This is a genomic window from Candidatus Paceibacterota bacterium (assembly GCA_028697015.1).
Taxonomy (GTDB): domain Bacteria; phylum Patescibacteriota; class Minisyncoccia; order Minisyncoccales; family GWA2-38-27; genus JAQVFW01.
In genome coordinates this window covers 23510-42110 of the sequence record JAQVFW010000005.1, presented here as the reverse complement: position 1 = coordinate 42110, position 18601 = coordinate 23510, and the positions used below count along the sequence as shown (strand labels likewise).

Annotated in this window: 15 protein-coding genes, 3 tRNA genes and 1 other RNA gene; 2 read left to right on the top strand and 17 right to left on the bottom strand. The window is 35.8% G+C overall.

Features of this window, described 5'->3' with window-relative positions; genetic code table 11:
* The 6 genes from lexA to PHH50_02385 all read right to left on the bottom strand — a co-directional run.
* A partial coding sequence (lexA, locus tag PHH50_02410) for a transcriptional repressor LexA (protein MDD3729144.1) occupies positions 1-599 on the bottom strand: 599 nt, incomplete at its 3' end.
* 181 nt (positions 600-780) lie between these two features.
* Positions 781-851: transfer RNA gene (locus PHH50_02405), tRNA-Gln, on the bottom strand.
* A 15-nt stretch (positions 852-866) separates the two neighbouring features.
* Positions 867-1772 (bottom strand): permease-like cell division protein FtsX, encoded by a 906-nt coding sequence (locus tag PHH50_02400; protein MDD3729143.1) that lies wholly within the window; start codon positions 1770-1772, stop codon positions 867-869.
* 17 nt (positions 1773-1789) lie between these two features.
* Positions 1790-2485 (bottom strand): ATP-binding cassette domain-containing protein, encoded by a 696-nt coding sequence (locus tag PHH50_02395; GenBank protein ID MDD3729142.1) that lies wholly within the window; start codon positions 2483-2485, stop codon positions 1790-1792.
* The gene (gene prfB / locus PHH50_02390; protein ID MDD3729141.1) at positions 2482-3516 is read right to left on the bottom strand and encodes a peptide chain release factor 2; all 1035 of its coding nucleotides are present in this window, start codon (positions 3514-3516) and stop codon (positions 2482-2484) included. The genes PHH50_02395 and prfB overlap by 4 nt, the downstream gene beginning before the upstream one ends.
* 113 nt (positions 3517-3629) lie before the next feature.
* A tRNA-Thr gene (locus tag PHH50_02385) sits at positions 3630-3701 on the bottom strand.
* A 364-nt stretch (positions 3702-4065) separates the two neighbouring features.
* Between PHH50_02385 and dapA the strand changes: the two genes are divergently transcribed.
* A complete protein-coding gene (gene dapA, locus PHH50_02380; GenBank protein MDD3729140.1) occupies positions 4066-4947 on the top strand; it encodes a 4-hydroxy-tetrahydrodipicolinate synthase in 882 nt (293 codons plus the stop codon).
* A gap of 112 nt (positions 4948-5059) precedes the next feature.
* Here the strand turns inward: dapA and PHH50_02375 are convergent.
* From PHH50_02375 to PHH50_02350, 6 genes are all read right to left on the bottom strand, one after another.
* Positions 5060-5130: transfer RNA gene (locus PHH50_02375), tRNA-Gly, on the bottom strand.
* A gap of 6 nt (positions 5131-5136) precedes the next feature.
* Positions 5137-5541 carry a septum formation initiator family protein gene (locus PHH50_02370; GenBank protein ID MDD3729139.1) on the bottom strand — a complete coding sequence of 135 codons (405 nt, stop codon included), beginning with the start codon at positions 5539-5541 and terminating at the stop codon, positions 5137-5139.
* A gap of 120 nt (positions 5542-5661) precedes the next feature.
* Positions 5662-7437, bottom strand: a complete 1776-nt coding sequence (lepA, locus tag PHH50_02365; GenBank protein ID MDD3729138.1) for a translation elongation factor 4 — start codon at positions 7435-7437, stop codon at positions 5662-5664.
* A complete protein-coding gene (gene murJ / locus PHH50_02360) occupies positions 7434-9074 on the bottom strand; it encodes a murein biosynthesis integral membrane protein MurJ (GenBank protein ID MDD3729137.1) in 1641 nt (546 codons plus the stop codon). Before murJ ends, lepA begins: the two co-directional genes overlap by 4 nt.
* A gap of 96 nt (positions 9075-9170) precedes the next feature.
* On the bottom strand, positions 9171-9716 hold the full coding sequence (locus PHH50_02355; protein ID MDD3729136.1) for a hypothetical protein: 546 nt from the start codon (positions 9714-9716) through the stop codon (positions 9171-9173).
* A 164-nt stretch (positions 9717-9880) separates the two neighbouring features.
* Positions 9881-12223: a hypothetical protein gene (locus PHH50_02350; protein MDD3729135.1), complete on the bottom strand. Its 2343-nt coding sequence runs from the start codon at positions 12221-12223 to the stop codon at positions 9881-9883.
* A 123-nt stretch (positions 12224-12346) separates the two neighbouring features.
* Here PHH50_02350 and rnpB point away from each other — a divergent pair.
* Positions 12347-12715, top strand: an RNA gene (rnpB, locus tag PHH50_02345) — RNase P RNA component class A.
* Positions 12716-12747: 32 nt separating this feature from the next.
* Here rnpB and PHH50_02340 read toward each other — a convergent pair.
* From PHH50_02340 to PHH50_02320, 5 genes are all read right to left on the bottom strand, one after another.
* Positions 12748-13188, bottom strand: coding sequence for a ribonuclease HI family protein (locus PHH50_02340; GenBank protein ID MDD3729134.1), 441 nt, complete (start codon positions 13186-13188; stop codon positions 12748-12750).
* A complete protein-coding gene (locus PHH50_02335; GenBank protein ID MDD3729133.1) occupies positions 13188-14330 on the bottom strand; it encodes a DHH family phosphoesterase in 1143 nt (380 codons plus the stop codon). Before PHH50_02335 ends, PHH50_02340 begins: the two co-directional genes overlap by 1 nt.
* Positions 14311-15489 carry a phosphoglycerate kinase gene (locus PHH50_02330; GenBank protein ID MDD3729132.1) on the bottom strand — a complete coding sequence of 393 codons (1179 nt, stop codon included), beginning with the start codon at positions 15487-15489 and terminating at the stop codon, positions 14311-14313. Before PHH50_02330 ends, PHH50_02335 begins: the two co-directional genes overlap by 20 nt.
* A gap of 35 nt (positions 15490-15524) precedes the next feature.
* A complete protein-coding gene (locus PHH50_02325; protein ID MDD3729131.1) occupies positions 15525-17114 on the bottom strand; it encodes a type IV secretion system DNA-binding domain-containing protein in 1590 nt (529 codons plus the stop codon).
* 77 nt (positions 17115-17191) lie between these two features.
* Positions 17192-18571: a hypothetical protein gene (locus PHH50_02320; GenBank protein MDD3729130.1), complete on the bottom strand. Its 1380-nt coding sequence runs from the start codon at positions 18569-18571 to the stop codon at positions 17192-17194.
* Positions 18572-18601: the final 30 nt, after the last annotated feature.

Sequence of the window (18601 nt, the reverse complement as noted above, 5' to 3'; positions counted from 1 at the left end):
AACTTACCTATTAATTGAGTTTCATTGGTAATAGGTATAACTGAATATTTTGGATTCTCGGGTTTTAGAAATTTATACGGAGGTTTATCTTGAGAAATGTATCGCTTGACAGTAGTCCCGTCAGACGTTTGAGCTAAAACTATGTCACCGGATATAAATTTGGTATCCCTCTTAATCAAAATTAAATCTCCGTCATTTATACCGGCGTTAATCATTGAATCACCCATAACCCTAACAACCATTACATTGTCAGCAATAGTTTCGACATCTTTTGATAACGGTTGCCACGCACCAACCTCCTCAATTGCTTCAGTAAAACTACCAGCAGAAGTTGTACCAACTATAGGAGCTAGAGGCCTAACATTTATTGCCTCGTATCCCCTACGAAGAATTTTAATTCCACGAGCCGAACCCTCTTCTCTGCGAATAAAATTATTTTCTTCCAACCTGGAAAAAATATCTAAAAGAGCTTGATTGGAAGAAATCTTTAACCTCTCTCTAAACTCACTGAAAGACGGAGGAAAGCCGGCAGTAATCAAACTATCATAGATAATCTTTAAAACCTCTTTTTGTCTTTTTGTTACAACCTTCTTCTTCATATTAAGATATTTTAACTGACCAATTGGTCAGTTGTCAATACTGACTTATCCACAGCTATTCAAAAATAATCGCAGTTATCGTCATTTTAATAGATAGTTATCTATCTACATAAAACAAAAACATCTTTTATAAAAAGATGTTTTTAAAAAGGACTAGATCACTCAATACTTCCCAATATTGCTGCCGGGCTAGGATTCGAACCTAGATGACGAGTGCCAGAAACTCGCATGTTACCATTGCATCACCCGGCAAAGTAATTTTTTAAATCAAGAAAGATATCTTTTTACGGCAACAAAGCTTGAAACCGTTCCCAAAACTATCCCCGCCCCGAATTGGATAAGTATAATCATTCCAATGTTGGATGTAAATATGGCAAGCATGCTTACTCCCGGAGCAAACGCCTCTATCCTAGCGTTAAAAAGAAAAGAAAACAGGAATGTTAAAGTAAAAGCAAGAAAAGCGGAAAGAAACCCAATAATCGCTCCCTGAATAAGAAAAGGGGCTTTTATAAACCAGTTTGACGCTCCAACAAGGCGCATTATTGATATTTCTTCTTTTGAATTGTAAATAGCCGATTTTATCGCTCCAAAGCCAATAAGAAGAGCAATAATTCCTAAAATAACGCTTGTTAAAGATCCGGCTTTTTTAGCGCTTGAAGTAAGAGAAAATATCTTTTCAATCACCGGCCTTCTTTCCTGATAATCAATCTTATTTATTAATCCCGAAAAAGGAGCATTTTCCAAAAAATAGCTGATTTCTTCATACTGGCCCATTTGAAGCGCCTTAATATTAAGGGAAGCAAGGAAAGGATTCATCCCGATTTCAGCCAAAGAACCCATTATGACAGGATTATCCTTATGCCTTTCAATAAACCTTTCAAGAGCCTTTTCGCTTGAAATGTATTCTGTTTCTTTAAGATTTATAGCTTTTTCCGTTTCTTCTTTTATAGTTAAAATTTCCTCTTCCTTTACTCCTTCTTCAAAATAAACGGAAACGCTTATCTTTTCTTCAATGTTTGAAATAAGGACTTGGGAAACAGGATTAAGAAGGAAAAGAAAAGTTATTATTATAATCACTAAAAACATTACAAACATTGTAGCCAAATTCAAACCTAAGTTTCTTATAAAAGAATTGTAGGCGGATTTTGCTGCTCTTTTTAAAAAAGATTTCATTTTTAAATTTTATTTATTTATAACACGAATCTTCCTCTTTCTTCGTCCCTAACCACTCTTCCTTCATTAAGAGTGATAACCCTTTTTTTTAATATATTGATAAGCTCTTTATCGTGAGTAGCTAAAATAACGGTTGTCCCAAGCTCATAAATTTTAACCAAAAGACGGATAATTTCAAGGGTATTGTAAGGATCAAGGTTTCCTGTCGGCTCATCAGCTAAGATAACCTCCGGCTTATGAATAAGGGCCCTTGCTATGGCAAGGCGCTGTTTTTCACCTCCTGAAAGCTCATTTGGAAAATTATGAGAGCATTTTGTAAGCCCGACAAGATTAAAAACCCTGCCAACGTCTTTTGCTATCTCTTCGTCTTTTTTCCCCATAATTTCCATAACATAGGCGACATTCTCATAGGCCGTCTTTGAAGAAAGAAGCTTGTAATCCTGAAAAATGGTTCCTATTCTCCTTCTTAAGGTGAAAAGATTGTTCTTCTTTATTTTACTAACATCCTCATCGTCAAAGAATATCTTTCCGCTTGTCGGGGCCTCTTCTGCGGAAATCATCTTAAGAAGAGTTGTTTTTCCAGCTCCCGACTTTCCAACAACGGAAACAAATTCTTTGCCGTTAATCCTGAAAGAAACGTTATCAAGAGCAACAGTAGGACTTCCTAAAGAACGCGACGGATAAATTTTAGTTAGTGATTCAAAAGATATCATATTAATTTTATTTCTTCAGCAATAAACTTGTCAATTTTTCCATTTAAAACATCCTCAACATTGCTTGTTTCAACTCCTGTCCGCAAATCTTTAACTTGTTTGTAAGGATGAATAACATAGCTTCTTATCTGATTTCCCCATTCTGCCAAAACCTGCTTTCCTTTAAGATTTTCCATCTCCTTTTTTCTTTCTTCCTCTCTTTTTTGCAAAAGCTTGGAATAAAGAATATTAAGAGCTTTTTCTTTATTTAATCCTTGAGTCCTTTCCGATTGGCAGGAAACTGAAATATTAGTGGGAATATGAATAATTCTAACCGCCGTTTCCCTTTTATTAACATTCTGCCCTCCCGGGCCCGAAGACCTCAATGTTTCAATTCTGATGTCAGTATCCTTAATTTCAAAATCTTTTCTATCTTTGGTCCCTATTTCCGGCAAGACCTCGACAAGGGCAAAAGAAGTATGCCTGAGATCTTTTGCCGAAAATGGAGAAATTCTTACTAAGCGGTGAACTCCCGTTTCTTTTTTCAAAAATCCGTAGGCATATTTTCCTTTTATCTCAATTGTTGCCGATTTTAATCCTATTCTATTATCTTGACCAACTCCTTCCCCGAATGACTGGTCGATAACTACTGCTTTCCATCCCTTGTAAGAGCAATACCTTTCGTACATTCTAAAAAGCATTGCCGCCCAATCCTGAGCATCCGCTCCCCCGGCCCCGGAATATATTTGTAAAACAGCATTGTTTTTATCATATCTTCCCGACAAAAATGCTTTAAATTCTTCTTCTTCTAAATCTTTTTCTAAAGATGACAGATTTTCTTCCGCTTCAAGAGCAATTTCCCTGTCTGAAAAAAGAGGCATGGCTTCTTCAATTTCCAAAATCTTCTTTTCTAAGAAATCAAAGCGGTCAATTTCTTCTTTCAAATCGGCAATTTCTTTGCTTATTTCTTTTGCTCTTTCACTATCTTCCCAAAAATCCTTTTTCTGAGATTCTTCTTCAATTGCCAGCAATCTCTTTTTTTTCTTTTCAATGTCAAAGACAGTCGGCCAAATGGTAAAGCCGCTGTTTAACTTCCTTCATTTTTAAAACAATATCTGCCATAATTTCTTATGAAATTCTAACACATTTTTTAAAAAGAATACAGAGCCGATGGTCGGATTTGAACCGACGGCCTAACGCTTACGAAGCGTTTGCTCTACCACTGAGCTACATCGGCAAAAAAACTAGCTTATATTAATTTAGCAAAAAATTGAAGTTTTGCATAGTTTTATAAAAATTATTTAAAATAATAATTTGATTTTAATAACTTAAGGATATTTGACATAATTTTAAAATTTTACTACCATGTTTCTGCACTAACATGAATATCAATTCAATTGAATTTTCTAAAAAATCCTTACTTTCCCCGTTTTCCTGGCGGTAAGGTTTTGAATTAATTAAAAATTAAAATACCACCCGGAAGCGGGCGGTATTTTTTTTGAGGCAAAGTCTCTTCGGTGCAAGCACAATAAAGATTTGTGCCTAAGAGCTCTTTGACTCAAGCCGTTTCCGAAGAGCGGCAAGAACAAAGGAGGATTAAAATGAAATCTTTTATCGGATGCGGAACCGCGCTGGTTACGCCTTTTAAGGCGGACTTGTCGCTGGATAAAAAATCTCTTTGCCATATTGTTGACTGGCAAATTAAAGAGGGTATTGATTTCCTGGTGCCCTGCGGAACGACAGGCGAAAGCCCCACGCTCACTTTTAAAGAGCATAAACAAGCCATTGAAATTGTAATTGATCAAGCTGCCGGAAAAGTGCCAGTTATCGCAGGCACAGGGTCAAATAATACAAAAGAAGCGCTTGAACTGACAAGACATGCCAAAAAAGCGGGAGCAGACGGCTGTTTGGTTGTCTCTCCTTATTACAACAAGCCGACTCAAAACGGCCTTATTTCCCACTTCAATACTATTGCCGATATCGGGCTTCCTTTAATTGTTTACAATATTCCCGGACGAACCGGCGTTAATATCACGCCGGAAATAATGGCAAAATTATCAGAGCATGAAAATATCGTCGGCATCAAGGAAGCAACCGGCAATTTAGAGCAAATGACAATGGATATTTTGCTTTGCGGAAAAAAATTTACTTATCTTTCAGGAGACGATACTCTTACTCTTCCGCTTATGAGCGTAGGAGGGCACGGAGTCATTTCCGTTGTTTCAAATATTTTGCCAAATCAAGTCAAAAAAATGGTTGATAAAGCCCTAAAAGGAGAATGGAATAGCGCGCAAGAAATTCATCTTAAGCTTTTTCCCCTCTCTCAGATTATGTTTATTGAAACCAATCCCATCCCCGTAAAATTTGCAATGGCAATGATGGGTTTATTGAATCCAATATGGCGGTCTCCAATGACGCCGCCTTCTTGCGAGAGCCAGGAAAGGATAAGAAAAATGATGGAAACTTTCAATCTTCTGCCGTAAAAAAAGATTTTATTAATCCTTTAAGGGATTGTCTTAGGATAATCCCAAAAAAACATTACCCGCAAGAAATTAAATCTTGCGGGTATTTTCTTTAAATCTTTTTTTATCAATGAGCGGGTAACGGGAATCGAACCCGTATCGTATCCTTGGGAAGGACACGTTCTGCCATTGAACCATACCCGCATTATATCATTTGAAAAGATTCCAAAAATCCTTTATTTTCAAAAACCATCCTTCTTCTTCTTTTTTTTCTTCTTCATTTTCCATATTATCTGTTTCCTCTTTTTCTCTTGCTATAAAAACAACTTCTTCTCCTTCAAGCTTCAATCCTAATCTCTCTCTTGCCACAAGTTCCAAATATTCATCATCATCAATTGTTGTTATCTCAGTTTCCAGCATTTTCGTTAATTCTCTAAGAGCTTCCAGTTCTTTTTTTGCAATTTCAGTCCTTGAAATAATCTCAGCCCTCCTTTGCTTTATTTTAATATTCGCAACAACTAAAGAAAAGGTTATTGCCAAAAAGACAAAAAAGAGTATTATTGAAATAAAGAAATTCTTAAGAGAAAATCTGTCTCTATTTTTCTTTTTTATCATATTTTTAAAAACTCATAATTTATGAAAAACAACAAATTTGTAAAGACGGTTTGGGTTGTTCTGGTCTTCCTTATAGCTCTAAGCATGATTTTGACTTCCTTTGTCGCCTTTTTTTAAATCCTAACCGCGATACACATCAAGAAAAACTTTGGAGGGAATCTTAACCCTCCCTTTTTCTTTAAGGGCTTTTTTGCCTTTTTTCTGCTTTTCCAAAAGCTTTCTCTTCCTGCTGTAATCTCCTCCGTATAAATCTCCTGTAACGTCTTTTCTCCTTGCGCTTATCGTTTCTCTTGCAATAACCTTGCCGTGAAGGTAAACCTGAAGAGCAACAGCAAACTGCTGGGAAGGCAAAAATTGTTTTAATTTCAAAACCAATGATTTTCCTTCGCTGAAAATCTTTTCTTTTGAAACAATCTTAGAAAATGCCTCTTCCTTGTTCCCTGCTATAAAAACCTCCATCTTAACAAGGTCTCCTTCTCTAAATCCTATTAAGTTATAACTTACTGACGCATATCCCTTGGTAGAGCTTTTAACTTTATCGTAAAATCCGACTATAATTTCAGAAAGAGGAGCTTCATAAAAGAGAATCATTCTCTCTTGGCCTAAATACTTCGTATCGACATAATTACCTTGGATGTTTTGCAAAACATCCATAAGAGCTCCGTAATACTCAGAAGGCAGAACAATTTCAAGAGAAACCCACGGTTCAAAAGTTTCCAAAATTTCCGATTGATCCGGCCAATCGCTTGCAGAATAAATCAATTCTTCTTCTTTTCTTTTATTTTTTATTTTATAAACAACAGAAGGAGTGGAAATTACCAAATTTAATCCAAATTCCCTTTTAAGCCGTTCTGAAACAATTTCAATATGAAGGGTCCCAAGAAAACCGCAGCGAAATCCCCTGCCTAGCGCCTCCCTGCTCTCCGGCTCGAAAATCAAAGCCGGATCGCTCAACCTTAGCTTGCCAAGAGCATCTTTTAATAAATTAAAATCATCCGCTTTTTCAGGATAAAAACTGGCAAAGACAACCGGTTGGGGCTCTTTGTATCCGGGCAAGGGCTTTGCAGTACTTTTTGATTTTATTATCGTATCTCCCACTTTCACTTTTCCCGGTTCTTTTACCCCCGTGGCGATATATCCAACTTCTCCGCTTTTAATCTCTTTTTTTACAGTTGCCTTGGGAAGAAAATAACCAACTTCTTTCACTTCGGTTTTAAATCCTTCGGCAGCAAATTCAATGCTTTCTTTTGAAGAAATACTTCCGCTGTTGACCCTGACATAGGCAATAACTCCTTTATAGGAATCATAGTCAGAATCAAAAATCAAGGCCTGAAAATCTTCTTCTTTTTCTTCTTTCGGAGAAGGAACTTTTTCGATAATGGCTTTTAATACCAAATCAACATTGAGTCCGCTTTTGGCCGATATTTTAATCACCTGATCTCTTTCAATAGAAAGCAAATCAGCAAGCTCCTTGACGGTCTCTTCAACCCTTGCAAAAGAAAGGTCTATTTTGTTTACAACGGGGATAATAACAAGACCTTGTTTTTTAGCAAGGTCAAGATTGGCAATGGTTTGGGCCTGAATTCCTTTTGAAGCGTCAACAAGAAGAACAGCTCCTTCAACGGCGGCAAGAGCTCTTGAAACTTCATAAGAAAAATCAACATGTCCGGGAGTATCTATTAAATTCAATATATACGGAGTTGAATTAAAAACATAATCCATTCTTACCGGCTGCATTTTTATGGTTATCCCTCTTTCTCTCTCAATATCCATTGAATCCAATAACTGGGGCTTCATTTCTTTTGAAGAAACAGTTCCCGTTATTTCCAAAAACCTGTCCGCCAAAGTGGATTTTCCATGATCTATGTGGCTTATGATAACAAAGTTTTTAATCATTTTAAGTAAAGCATTCTTTTAATACTTTTAATTTCAGGGGCGTTTATAATAACAAGAATGGAAAGATAAACAACTCCTCCCAATGCTCCCGAAATAAGGGCTTGGGACATAACTCCAAAAAATGTTCTCATATCAACATAACTGCTTAAAAACCAAAGAGAATAATACACTGTAACTGACATGAAAATACACCCGAACATTATTCTCATAAGAGAATCATATATTTCTTTCATTCCAAAATCCCCTATCTTTTTATAGAGAAAGAAAAAAAGTAAAAAAAACTGGAAGACAGCGGATATAGAAAGAGCCAAAGGAAGCCCTATCACTTCTATATTTTCAATGCCGTAAAGTTTTAAAATATCTCTCATAAAAAAACTGAAAAAATTGCTTCCGTTAAGAAGGAAGACGAAAAATAAAGAAAAAGATATGTTGGAAATAACTGAAAAAAAACCAATAATCAAGGGGGTCTTTGTATCATGAAGAGCAAAAAAGGCCTTGCTAAGAAGAGGGACAAGACCGCTTGCAAAAATACCAAGGCAAAAAATTCCCAAAGACGCTACGGTAAGACGGGTCTCCAGCCATCCAAACTGCCCTGTTCCAAGAACAACCCTAACTATCTGAGCCCTTAATAAAAACATTAAAAAAGAAGCCGGGACTATAAGAAAAAGAATCTGTCTTACTGAAGAGGAAAGGTTCTTGAAAAATTCTGCCTTTTGGCCATTCGCCCAGAATTTGGAAAATGTAGGAAAAGAAGAAATAGCAAAAGAAAAACCGATTATTCCAACGGGAAAATAGTGAAGATTATTTGAAAAATTAAAAACAGCAATGCTCCCTACAGCAAGAGTTGAAGCAATGGCAGTAATAACTATCAAGTTTATATGAGAAACAGCAACTGCCGCCATTCTTGGAATCATCAGAAAAAATATCTTTCTAAGCCCGGGGAAATTAAAATTAAAAACCGGAATATACCTATACCCTGATGAAAATGCAGCCGGCACTTGAACAATTAAATGAAAAAAAGCTCCAAGAATAACTCCGTAAGCAAGCCCGAAAATTCCAAAAATAGGAACTAGAAAAACAATTCCAAAAATAATTCCCAGGTTATAAAGAATAGGAGCAAGAGAATAAGCAAAAAATCTGTTAAAATAATGCAATACTCCCGAAAAGATTCCTGAAAGGCCAAAAAGAATAGGAGAGAAAAGCATAATCCTTGTAAGGTCTATCGTAAGCTTTCTGCTTTCGCCTTCAAATCCAGGAATTACAAGAGAAACAAAAAAAGGAGCAAATAAGGCAATAATAGAACAAACGGCAATAAGGATAAGAAAAAAACAATTAAGGACATTATTCACAAGTTCAAGAGATTCTTTGGACCACTTTTCATCTTCTTCTTTGAAGTACTTTGAAAAAACAGGCAAAAAGGCCGCTCCCACTCCTCCGGCAATAAGTATACCATAGACAAAATCAGGAATTCTGAAAGCGGCAAAATATATATCCAGCTGCTGTCCTGCTCCAAAATTGCCAGCCAAAAGACGGTCTCTTAAAAGACCCAAAACACGGCTTAATATTCCCGACAAAGCAAGAAGAGCAGCGGTGAAAGTGATTGTCTTTGTTTTGCTGTTGTAAATTTTCTTAAGCATTTTCTATTTCAATATAGTATTTTTTAAAGAAAAATACAATTTTTAAAAAAAGGCGGGAAATTTCCCGCCCTGTATAACTGTGAAAAGAATCCTTTTCTAATTTCTACCTCTATTATTTTTCCACCATTCTTTCTCTTTTTCGGCCATTTCGTTTAAAATTTCCTGTACTTTTGAACGTTTCATTCCGCTTTTAAGAAGGTCAACGCAATAAAACATAGTGGCAATGCGGTAATTAAAATAACGGAATGCCACAGAAGAGGAATGTTCAATATTATTTGGAGCCATATCCAGATATTTTTTGACGATTTCCTTTTTATTTGGAGTATCGTCATCAAGCATATCAATCCAAGGTATGTAAGGATAATTTTTCGGCAATATATAGTAATATTTTTTCAAGACCATTCCGGCTCGGTAAGAAATTTCCGGATCTTTGTTTTTTATAGCCTTTTCAAGAAGTGGAAATAAAAGATACCCGTCATCTTTTTTAATTAAAAGAATGAGATCATTGTACGCTTTGTCTCTTATTTCAAAATCATCATCCCCCATTTTTTCAATTAAAACTTGGATTTCCTTTTCAAAAAGAGTTTCCTCTCCGTTAAAAGCAGAAAAAGAAATAGAAAGACAAATAAGAATGGTATTCATAAAGCCCTCCTTTACAGTTAAAAATGATAAAATTCAAAGAACTACTGCGGCAAAATAGATTATTTAGCCGTCTCTTCCTTTTTATAACATATATTTAAAAATGAAAAAAGAGGATGGCCCTCTTTTTTCTTACTTATCTTTGGCATAGGATTTAAGTTAAAAAATTATAATAATTCCTCCACTTTTTTCCTTAATCCTGCCCATGTCGGAATATCGGATATATCATAACTCAATAATATATCTTCATTCTCTTTTTTATTTTCCTCTTTAGCTTCTTTTACATCTTTTATCATCATTACAAGACCATTTGCATCCATATTATAATAAGCATAAGTAGATTCGTGCATCAGTTCTTTTATTTTATCAACAGCTTTTTTAGAACCTTCTTTAAAAAGGTTTTCTATCTTTATATAAATTTCATCAAGACTTTTGCAGTTTTCAAATTCCTTCTGATATTTTTCTTCCAGTTTTTTAACTTCTTCTTCTACATTAACCTCCTTTTTTTGTTCTTCTTCTACTTTTTCTTCTTCTTTTTCTAAAGGAGGTCTTTGGGGATTTTTTGTCTCAGAATCATCTTCTTTTTTCTTTGGCTCTTCTTTTTCCGCTTGGCTACTATCTTTCTTTTCTTCTTCTTTGTCTTTATCTCTCCTCTTTATAATTTCAATATTACCCTCTTTAAATTCCTCAACCAAATGATTCAAAAAATCATTTTCTTTATCAAGTGGCAAGCTTCCCCTATTCCCTTGCATATCCGTTATTTCCATTTTCTGCCAAAATAATCCGGTTGTTCTAATTTTATCGGGCCTGTATCCTTTAGAAAGAAGAGCGTAAAATCTTTCTTCAAACTCCTCTTCTTCCCCTTTTATTTTACCCTTTGATTCTTCTTGCAGAACTTTGAAAAAATCATCTCCGTTTCCAATATTCCATTTTTTCATATAACCTTCCCTTTCTTCTTCTGAAATATTCCAATTCAAAAGCTTTTCGTCATGAAGAAATTCTTCTTGGTAAAAATCTTTCTGGTCTTCATCAAAAGGGCCGTTTTCCCATATTTCCGATATAATCTCTCTAATATTCTCTTTTCTTTCCAGATTAACTTTCTTTTCCATGTCTTCTTTACTTTCTACAATCGCATCTTTCGGTATATCTATTATTTCTTCCTCTTTATTCTTTTCCTTTTTTTGCTGTTCTTTTTTGGATTTTCTTTCAATTCCTTCTTTTATCATTTCTTCCGGCTCAACCCCGGCTCTGTCTGCTCTTTTTAGAACTTCTCCTTCCACAATTTGTTCGCGTTCTGAAACTGCGCGAGCAAATAGTTTATTCCATTTTTCTTTCATTTTGCCCTCTATTTCTTCATCTCTTTTTCTTATCAGTTCCTTTGCTTCCTCTACGTCTTTTTTAAGAGAAGATTCCGTTCCGAAAAATCTTCCAACTCCGGCTAAAAGTCCTTTTTTCTTTTCTTCTAATTCTTCAAGTCCTTTTATGGTGTGCTTTCCCGAAATTAAAAGAACCTCCACTTCTTCTGGAGTTAATTTTTCATTTTTAGACCTCATTGCAAGCTCCGCTAATTCTTTAGTTTTTTCGGCAAAAAATTCATCAACATCCCCTTCCTTATCCTGTCCAAAATAATCTTTAAATAAAACTTTTCTGATTTCTCTTTCTTGTTTTTCTGCTTCCTTTTTTCTATTTGCTTCTATAAATTCTTTTTCTTCCCCTTGCTTCCATACTTTTTTTATCTTTCCCTGTGATTCTTTCTCCCTGAGATCCTTATTTCTTTTTTCATTTACCTCTTTTGTAATGTCTTTTCTCTCCTCTCCTGTTATTTTTTCTATTAAAACAAATGCTCCTTTTTCATAAAGCGCCTTTTCTCTAAAAATTTCCCTTTCTTTTGTCATTTCTTTTGGCTTATCAGCATCTCTGTATTCTTTGCCAATATCATTCAATTCTTTAGCAAATTCCAAAAGCTCTTTGCTTATTTCCCCTTCTTCCTTTTTTTCTTCTTTCAAATCCAAAGAAGCAAGTTCACTAGAAGTAAGTATTTCCCCCTCTCTTTTTCTTCTTCTTAAATCTTCTTTTTTCTCTAACGCCTCTCTTGTCTTTTGATATTTTTCAACTTCATCTTTTGTTCTTTTTTCCCCGATTTGTTCAAAAACTATGATTTTTGGAGTTTCTTGCAGTTTTTCTTTTAAATCACCCTCTAAAACAGGTTCTTTATATGTATCTTTTTGCTTATCATTATCTTTCTCTTCCTTACCTAAAACTTCTGGGCCTTCTCCCGTTTCCTTTTTTTCTTCTTTCAAATCCAAAGAAGCAAGTTCACTAGAAGTAAGTATTTCCCCTGCTTTTTTTCTCTCCCTAATACTTTTTTTTCTATCTAAATCCTCCCTTATTTTTCTCATCTCTTCGACTTCCTCGGAAGTTCTTTTCTCTCCAAAACTCTCAGGAACAACAAAACCGGGACTATTTTCCCGAGAATCTTTCTTCTCCGGCGGGTTTTCAAAATTTTTCATAATTTTTAGCTATATTTTTATTCTTACGTATAAAAAACTGCTTTTTTAATTATACGAAAAACAAAAAATCCAGTCAAATAGAATTTGACAAACAATGAATATTTTTGGTATAATATCAAAACTTCGGCAAGTCGAACGGCCGCTCTTGTTTTCATTTTTTGAAAACCGGAGAGGAAAGTCCGAACGCCCCCTTGTTTTTAACAAGGAGAAAGGTAGCGGGTAACTCCCGCACGCGGCAACGCGAGAGCTGCGAACAGAGACGCCTTTTGTTTGAAAAAACAAAGGTATCCCAAGTTTCTTGGGATAAGCCCTTTGGGTAATCAAAGGGGTGAAACGGCTAAATGCTTACCCGGGCGCAAGAACAAATTCTGCGTTTTACGCAGAAAAAAAGTAGTTCGCTTGACCCCGAAAGCAATTGAGGGGCCAGATAAATGGCCGTTTATCTTCTTTTTAAGAAGAGAACAGAATTCGGCTTACTGGCTTGCCAAAGTTTTAAAAGCGCTCTAAAAAGAGCGTTTTTAAAATTAAACAAGAAATCCTTGGCTTTGAGTATCAAGCGCCTCGTTTGCGAGCTTATCCGCCTCTTTGTTTTTTTCTCGAGGAATAAGCTTGAATTTCATTCTTCCAAAATCAATTCTTAAATTCCAGATCTCCAGAAAAAGCTGCTGGATATTTGGCTCTATTATTTTATATTCCCCGCAAAGCTGTTTTACCATAAGCTCCGAATCGCTTTTCACCTCCACCTCGGCAGTTTTTGCAAGTTGTTTACCAAAAACAGCCTTGAATTTCTTTAAGGCAAGGATAAGAGCGGTATATTCCGCTTCATTATTTGTTATTTTATCTCCTAAATACTGGGAATACTTTTTAATAACCTGACCCTTTTCATTGCAAAAAAGAAAACCCGCACTTCCTTTTCCAGGATTCCCTCTTGAAGCGCCATCGGTATATATGATAATTTTTTTCATTATTTTTTAAAATAATTAAGTAGATGATCTTTAAACCTTTCAATATTTTCACTTCTAAGGCGAAACCCAGCTGCTTGAGGATGACCTCCGTAAGTAATAAACAAATTATTGCAGGATTTCATTGCTTCCACCACGTTATATCCCAAAGGAGCTCTTATTGCTCCCTGGCTTTCATCTTTTTTTCTTTTATAAAGAAATACCGGCTTTTGATATTTTTGAGACAAAGATCCGGCAACATTGCCAAGCAGAATCAAGTCCCAATTTTCATCTCCTTCGAAAATAACAGATTCATCCTTTAAGGCAACGCGCCGCTCAACTTCCTCCTTTATTTTTTCAATTTCCCTCTTTTTTTGAATATTGCGGGCTATTAAATCTTTTGCAAGGGCATAGGCCTCACTTTCTCCTTTTGAAACAAGAATTCTGTAAGCCAGGGGAATTTTGCTTTCCAAATCCCTGATATTTAACAAAGAATTTATTCTGGAAATCCTTTGCATTAGATTTAAAGAATCGGAATTTTCTATTTCAAGCAAAACTTTTAATCCCGGCCTCCATGTATTTTCAATTGAACAAAGGCCTTCTGAAACAATCTCTTTATTATCTTCCTTTATAGGCATCATATCGGCAATAGTCGCAATAGCGGAAAGCTCCAGAAAGCTTTTTTTTAGGGCCTCGCCCATTTTCTCTTTTAATATTTCTTTTGAAAGTTTAAAAACAAGACCGCTGGCGGAAAAATTCTTAAAAGGATAATTGTCTTTTTCCTGTTTTGGGTCAACGGCAATCGAGGGCGAAGGAACTTTATCAAGTATCTCATGATGATCGATTATTATAACGTCAAAACCGAGCTTTTTGGCAATTTTAACTTCTTTCACATTGCCTATGCCAAGATCGGTCGCTATAAAAAGAGCGGGAGCGTATTTTTTTAGATTTAAAAGAGCCTTTTCGCTTATTCCATATCCTTCTTTCTCTCTGTCGGGAAAATAAATAGTTGCTATCTCTCCGTTTATGTTCTTAATGGTTTCTTCCATTAAAATAGCGCAAACAACACCGTCAAGATCTGAATCGCTAAAAAGAAGAAATTTCTCCTTCTCTTTTGCCGCTTTGAGAATTCTCTTGGCCGCTTTTTTAAGATTTTTTATCTCCATTTTTTTCAAGCGCCTCTATCCCTGGAAGCTTATCTCCGGAAAGAAAACTAAGCATCGCTCCTCCTCCCGTTGATATATGGTCAAATCCCCTCTCAAGGTTAAATTTAAAAATAGAAAAAACAGTATCCCCTCCTCCGGCTACTTTGTAGGCCCTGTGATTTCTGGCTATTCTTTCTCCGATTTCTCTTGTTCCTTTTTCAAAAAGCGGCTCTTCAAACAGTCCAAGAGGGCCTGCCCAAATAATTGTTTTCATATCCTTTAAAACATCGGAAAAAACCCTTATTGTCTCCGGGCCTATATCAAGCAAAAATTCTTCTTTTTTGACAACCCCAGGACCGGTACTTCTTACGTAACTTTCTCCTTTCTTGTCTCCGGAAACCACAACATCAATGGGAAGATGAATTTTTGGAGAAGTAATATCAATCTTCCTTATTTCAGATGTGCTGTCTTTATCTCCTTCCCATGTTTTATTAACGCATATTCCTTTGGCCATTAAAATATTATTGGCTATTTCTCCTCCAAAAAGAATATGATCCGCTTTGTTTATAAGGTTCTTTATTAAATTAATCCTTGTTGAAAATTTTACTCCTCCGATTATAGCACCAAAAGGCCTCCATGGATTATCCATAATTTTTGACAAAACCGCCAATTCTTTTTTCAGTAAAAATCCTGCACCCGAAGGAAGATAGTTGGTTATTCCGACAATAGAAGCATGATTCCTGTGAGAAGAAGCAAAAGCGTCGTTAATAAAAATATCTCCCAATTTAGACAGTTCTTTTGCAAACTTCAAATCATTTTCTTTTTCTTCTTTGTGTTTTCTTACATTTTCAAGAAGAATAACGTCCCCTTCTTTCATTGCTTCTATTTCCTTTTCCACTTCTTTTCCCACGCAATCATTCGTTTTTTTAATTTCTTTTTTAAGAAGATTTGACAGTTCTTTTTGGACAGGAGAAAGTCCCGCTTTTTCTTCAAAATCGCCAAAATGAGTTAAAATAATGACTTTGGCTTTTTCCTTGATAAGATAATCAATTGTCGGCAAAGATTTTCTAATTCTGTAATTGTCGCTGATATTCCCTTTTTCATCAATGGGAACGTTAAAATCGCACCTGACAATAACTCTTTTGCTTTTTAATTGAAAATCTTCAAGGTTCTTTATCATAGTTTTAAAGTTTATTTATTTTTAAAAACAATAAATTATTTATCTTTCTCTTCTTTATTTAATGTCTCTTTTAAAAGTTCCCTTAACTTATCAATGTCAACCTGTTTGCCTTTCTTTTTTAAAATATCATCTTTCTTCTTAAGAAGAACTAAATTCTCTTCTTTTTCTAAAACAGGTAATGCTGTTTCTTTTTTTAAAGGCAAAGCGCCTTCTTTTTTCTTTTTCAAGCATTTTTTGCAATAAATCGGCTTTGATTTATCAGGAGGAAAAATAACTTTTGTGTCTTTTCCGCAAGAAGAACACTTGGCGTCGTATAAAACGGACTGGGAAGCTTCCGAAGAAAAGTTTTCTTCCGAAAGGTTCCACCAATCAATTATATTCTGCTCCACCTTTTCTTTCGAAACGCCATACCTTTCTCTTGAAACTTTGATTATTTTCTCCCTGTTTGAATCCTCAAGCGCAATAGGCGGCGGAAGCGTTTTGGCCGAAAAAGCCCTTCCAGCCATCCCGTCAATCATCAGCTTTAAGTATATATTATATTTCGTCAAATTGACAATATCATTTGCCAGAAATTCCGGCATAAATTCTTTTTCCAAAAATTCCGCGTCTTCGGCCCCGACTCTGAAAGAAACAAGAGTTCCGACGTTACCAAAAACAGCATCCCTTACTTCTTCTTGCATTTGAGCGATATACTGATGGCCTAGTATAAGGGAAAGGCGGTATTTTCTTGCCTCCGAAAGAATAGTTGCAAATGACTCGGTGGCAAAGTTCTGAAACTCATCAACATAAAGAAAAAAGTCCTCTCTGTCTTTTTCCGGTATATCTACTCTCGACATTGCAGCAAGCTGTATTTTGGTTATAAGAAGGGCTCCAAGAAGGGTGGAATTATCCTCTCCTATCCTTCCTTTTGAAAGGTTAAGTATTAAAATCTTCCTCTCATCCATTATTTTTCTCATATCAATAGTAGATTTTACCTGACCTATTATATTTCTGATAAGAGGAGCTGATATGAATTGTCCTACTTTATTTTGTATCGCCGCCGTCGCTTCCGTTTCGTATTTCTGAGCATAGCTTGCATATTCCTTGACCCAGAAGGCCTTAACGACAACATCCGTAACACTTGATACGACTTTCTTTCTGAATTCGGCATCCGAAAACATTCTGTTTACTCCAAGAAGCGTTGCCCCCGGATATTCAAGAAGAGCAAGAATAGTATTATTCAAAATATATTCCATTCTCGCCGACCATACATCTGGCCATATTTTCTTAAAAACACCCATAAGACCGCTTGCAACAAGATGCCTATACTCGACACTGACTCTTTCCATAACATTAAAAGCAATCGGATAATTCAAATCCGCAGGGTTAAAATAAATAACATCGTTTATTCTGCTTTTGGGAATATGATCTAATAATTCTTCGGCCGCTTCTCCATGGGGGTCTACAAATCCTATTCCTCTTCCTTCTCTAATATCCTGAACAGCCATATTTTGAAGCATGGCTGTTTTTCCCATTCCTGTTTTTCCAATCACATACATATGGCGCCTTCTATCGTCAAGCTTTATCCCAAATCTCCTTTTGGTATTTCTGTATGTAGTTTCTCCGAATAAATTTATATCTCCCATCCTTTTTGATTAAAAATTAAAAACCACCATTATTATATCAGGGCTAAGGACAAATTGCAAAGACAGAAAGGCATTTTTTATTCCCATGGAAGAGAAGAAGGAGCTTCGCCTTTTTTCATATCCGTTTTAGGAACAAGAGGAGCAAGAGTTGTTCCTTTCGCCGGAAAGTGGAATATCGTAGCAAGTTCTTCCGTACTGAGAACAAAAGTCCCCTCTTCGGTCGCTCTCGGATAAAAAGGGTCTTCTCTCCATTTATAAAAGCGGAAAAGCTTTCTTTTTCTTAAATAAAGCCTTCTTTTTGCAAAAAGATTAATAGGCAAAAACCAGCTCTTTTTTATTTTAGTCATTATCGGCTGGCCCTTGGGAACAAGAGAATTTCCCGTAGGAGAAGAAAAAGAAGCAAAATAGCTGAAAATTATTCTTCCATGCGGTTTGAAGAAAAAATCCTTTTTTCCAAGATAAATAAAACGAATAACTGTTTTAAAAGAAAGCTTTGATTCTTTTTTTTCAACAGCGGCAAGAATGTCTCTTTCACCCGGAGTAAGCTTCATTTCAGGAGGAACAATTTCTTTTTCTTCTTCTTTTTTAACTCCCGGCATTTTTCCCGTAAGAAGAAAATCGATAACTTCCAAAATTATCGGACGGGAAGGAGGAGTAATCTTTTTCCTTCTGGATAATTCTTCTTTTATTTCTTTAATCTCGGACCAGTACTTCATATTTGGAAAATCTCTTTCGCTTATCGGCTTTGCAATTATTTGCAACCACAGCTGTTCTCCTTTGCCGATTTTTGCCATCGCTTCAAGCAAAGAAGACATCGGGTCTATTATTTTTTCTTCAGTGGGCTCTTTTTCCGTTTCAAAAAAATCATATGTCCTTATCGGATAAGGGCTTGGCCTTGCCAAAACATAATTTGAACCCCAAAGATCCCATTCGTTGTTGGGAATATCCGAAGGTATATTTTTTACATAGTCGTCAATTTCGGCAATTTCAGCATCGGGATATTGGGAAAAAATCACCGATTCTATTGCATTTCTCATCTGTCTTCCCCTTAATCTTATTATAAAGTGAATCTCTCCCTCGATTGAAACAACTTCAAAAGAATAAGAAAGCTGGGTCTGCCCCTCTATCCATTTTTCCCAAGTATCCGGAGGCCTGTAAATTGCCTGATAGAGCTCTGACATGACAATTTCCATCGCCCTTATCGGCTTTACGCCGGAAGCCGGAATCTTTATATCCAAAACAATCGGCTTTTGCCCGGGAACCCATATATGCAAAGTTCTCCACCATCCCCAAAAAAAGAGAAACCACTTCCATAGAAAATAAGGAAGTGGTATCCACCACCATGATTTGATAAAACTCCAAACTCCAATTGTTATTTTATGGGAAAAAACCGCTTTAGCGCCAGGAATAAGCCAGGGAGCAAGATTATTTAAAAATTCCAAATATTGTTCAACCATTACGTAAAAACAATTAACGTTCTAAAAATA

Bases quoted from the DNA above. Each gene is read 5' to 3' on its own strand.
- PHH50_02400 (MDD3729143.1), bottom strand. From the start codon at position 1,772: ATGAAATCTTTTTTAAAAAGAGCAGCAAAATCCGCCTACAATTCTTTT.
- PHH50_02395 (MDD3729142.1), bottom strand. From the start codon at position 2,485: ATGATATCTTTTGAATCACTAACTAAAATTTATCCGTCGCGTTCTTTA.
- dapA (MDD3729140.1), top strand. From the start codon at position 4,066: ATGAAATCTTTTATCGGATGCGGAACCGCGCTGGTTACGCCTTTTAAG.
- PHH50_02370 (MDD3729139.1), bottom strand. From the start codon at position 5,541: ATGATAAAAAAGAAAAATAGAGACAGATTTTCTCTTAAGAATTTCTTT.
- lepA (MDD3729138.1), bottom strand. From the start codon at position 7,437: ATGATTAAAAACTTTGTTATCATAAGCCACATAGATCATGGAAAATCC.
- murJ (MDD3729137.1), bottom strand. From the start codon at position 9,074: ATGCTTAAGAAAATTTACAACAGCAAAACAAAGACAATCACTTTCACC.
- PHH50_02355 (MDD3729136.1), bottom strand. From the start codon at position 9,716: ATGAATACCATTCTTATTTGTCTTTCTATTTCTTTTTCTGCTTTTAAC.
- PHH50_02350 (MDD3729135.1), bottom strand. From the start codon at position 12,223: ATGAAAAATTTTGAAAACCCGCCGGAGAAGAAAGATTCTCGGGAAAAT.
- PHH50_02340 (MDD3729134.1), bottom strand. From the start codon at position 13,188: ATGAAAAAAATTATCATATATACCGATGGCGCTTCAAGAGGGAATCCT.
- PHH50_02335 (MDD3729133.1), bottom strand. From the start codon at position 14,330: ATGGAGATAAAAAATCTTAAAAAAGCGGCCAAGAGAATTCTCAAAGCG.
- PHH50_02330 (MDD3729132.1), bottom strand. From the start codon at position 15,489: ATGATAAAGAACCTTGAAGATTTTCAATTAAAAAGCAAAAGAGTTATT.
- PHH50_02325 (MDD3729131.1), bottom strand. From the start codon at position 17,114: ATGGGAGATATAAATTTATTCGGAGAAACTACATACAGAAATACCAAA.
- PHH50_02320 (MDD3729130.1), bottom strand. From the start codon at position 18,571: ATGGTTGAACAATATTTGGAATTTTTAAATAATCTTGCTCCCTGGCTT.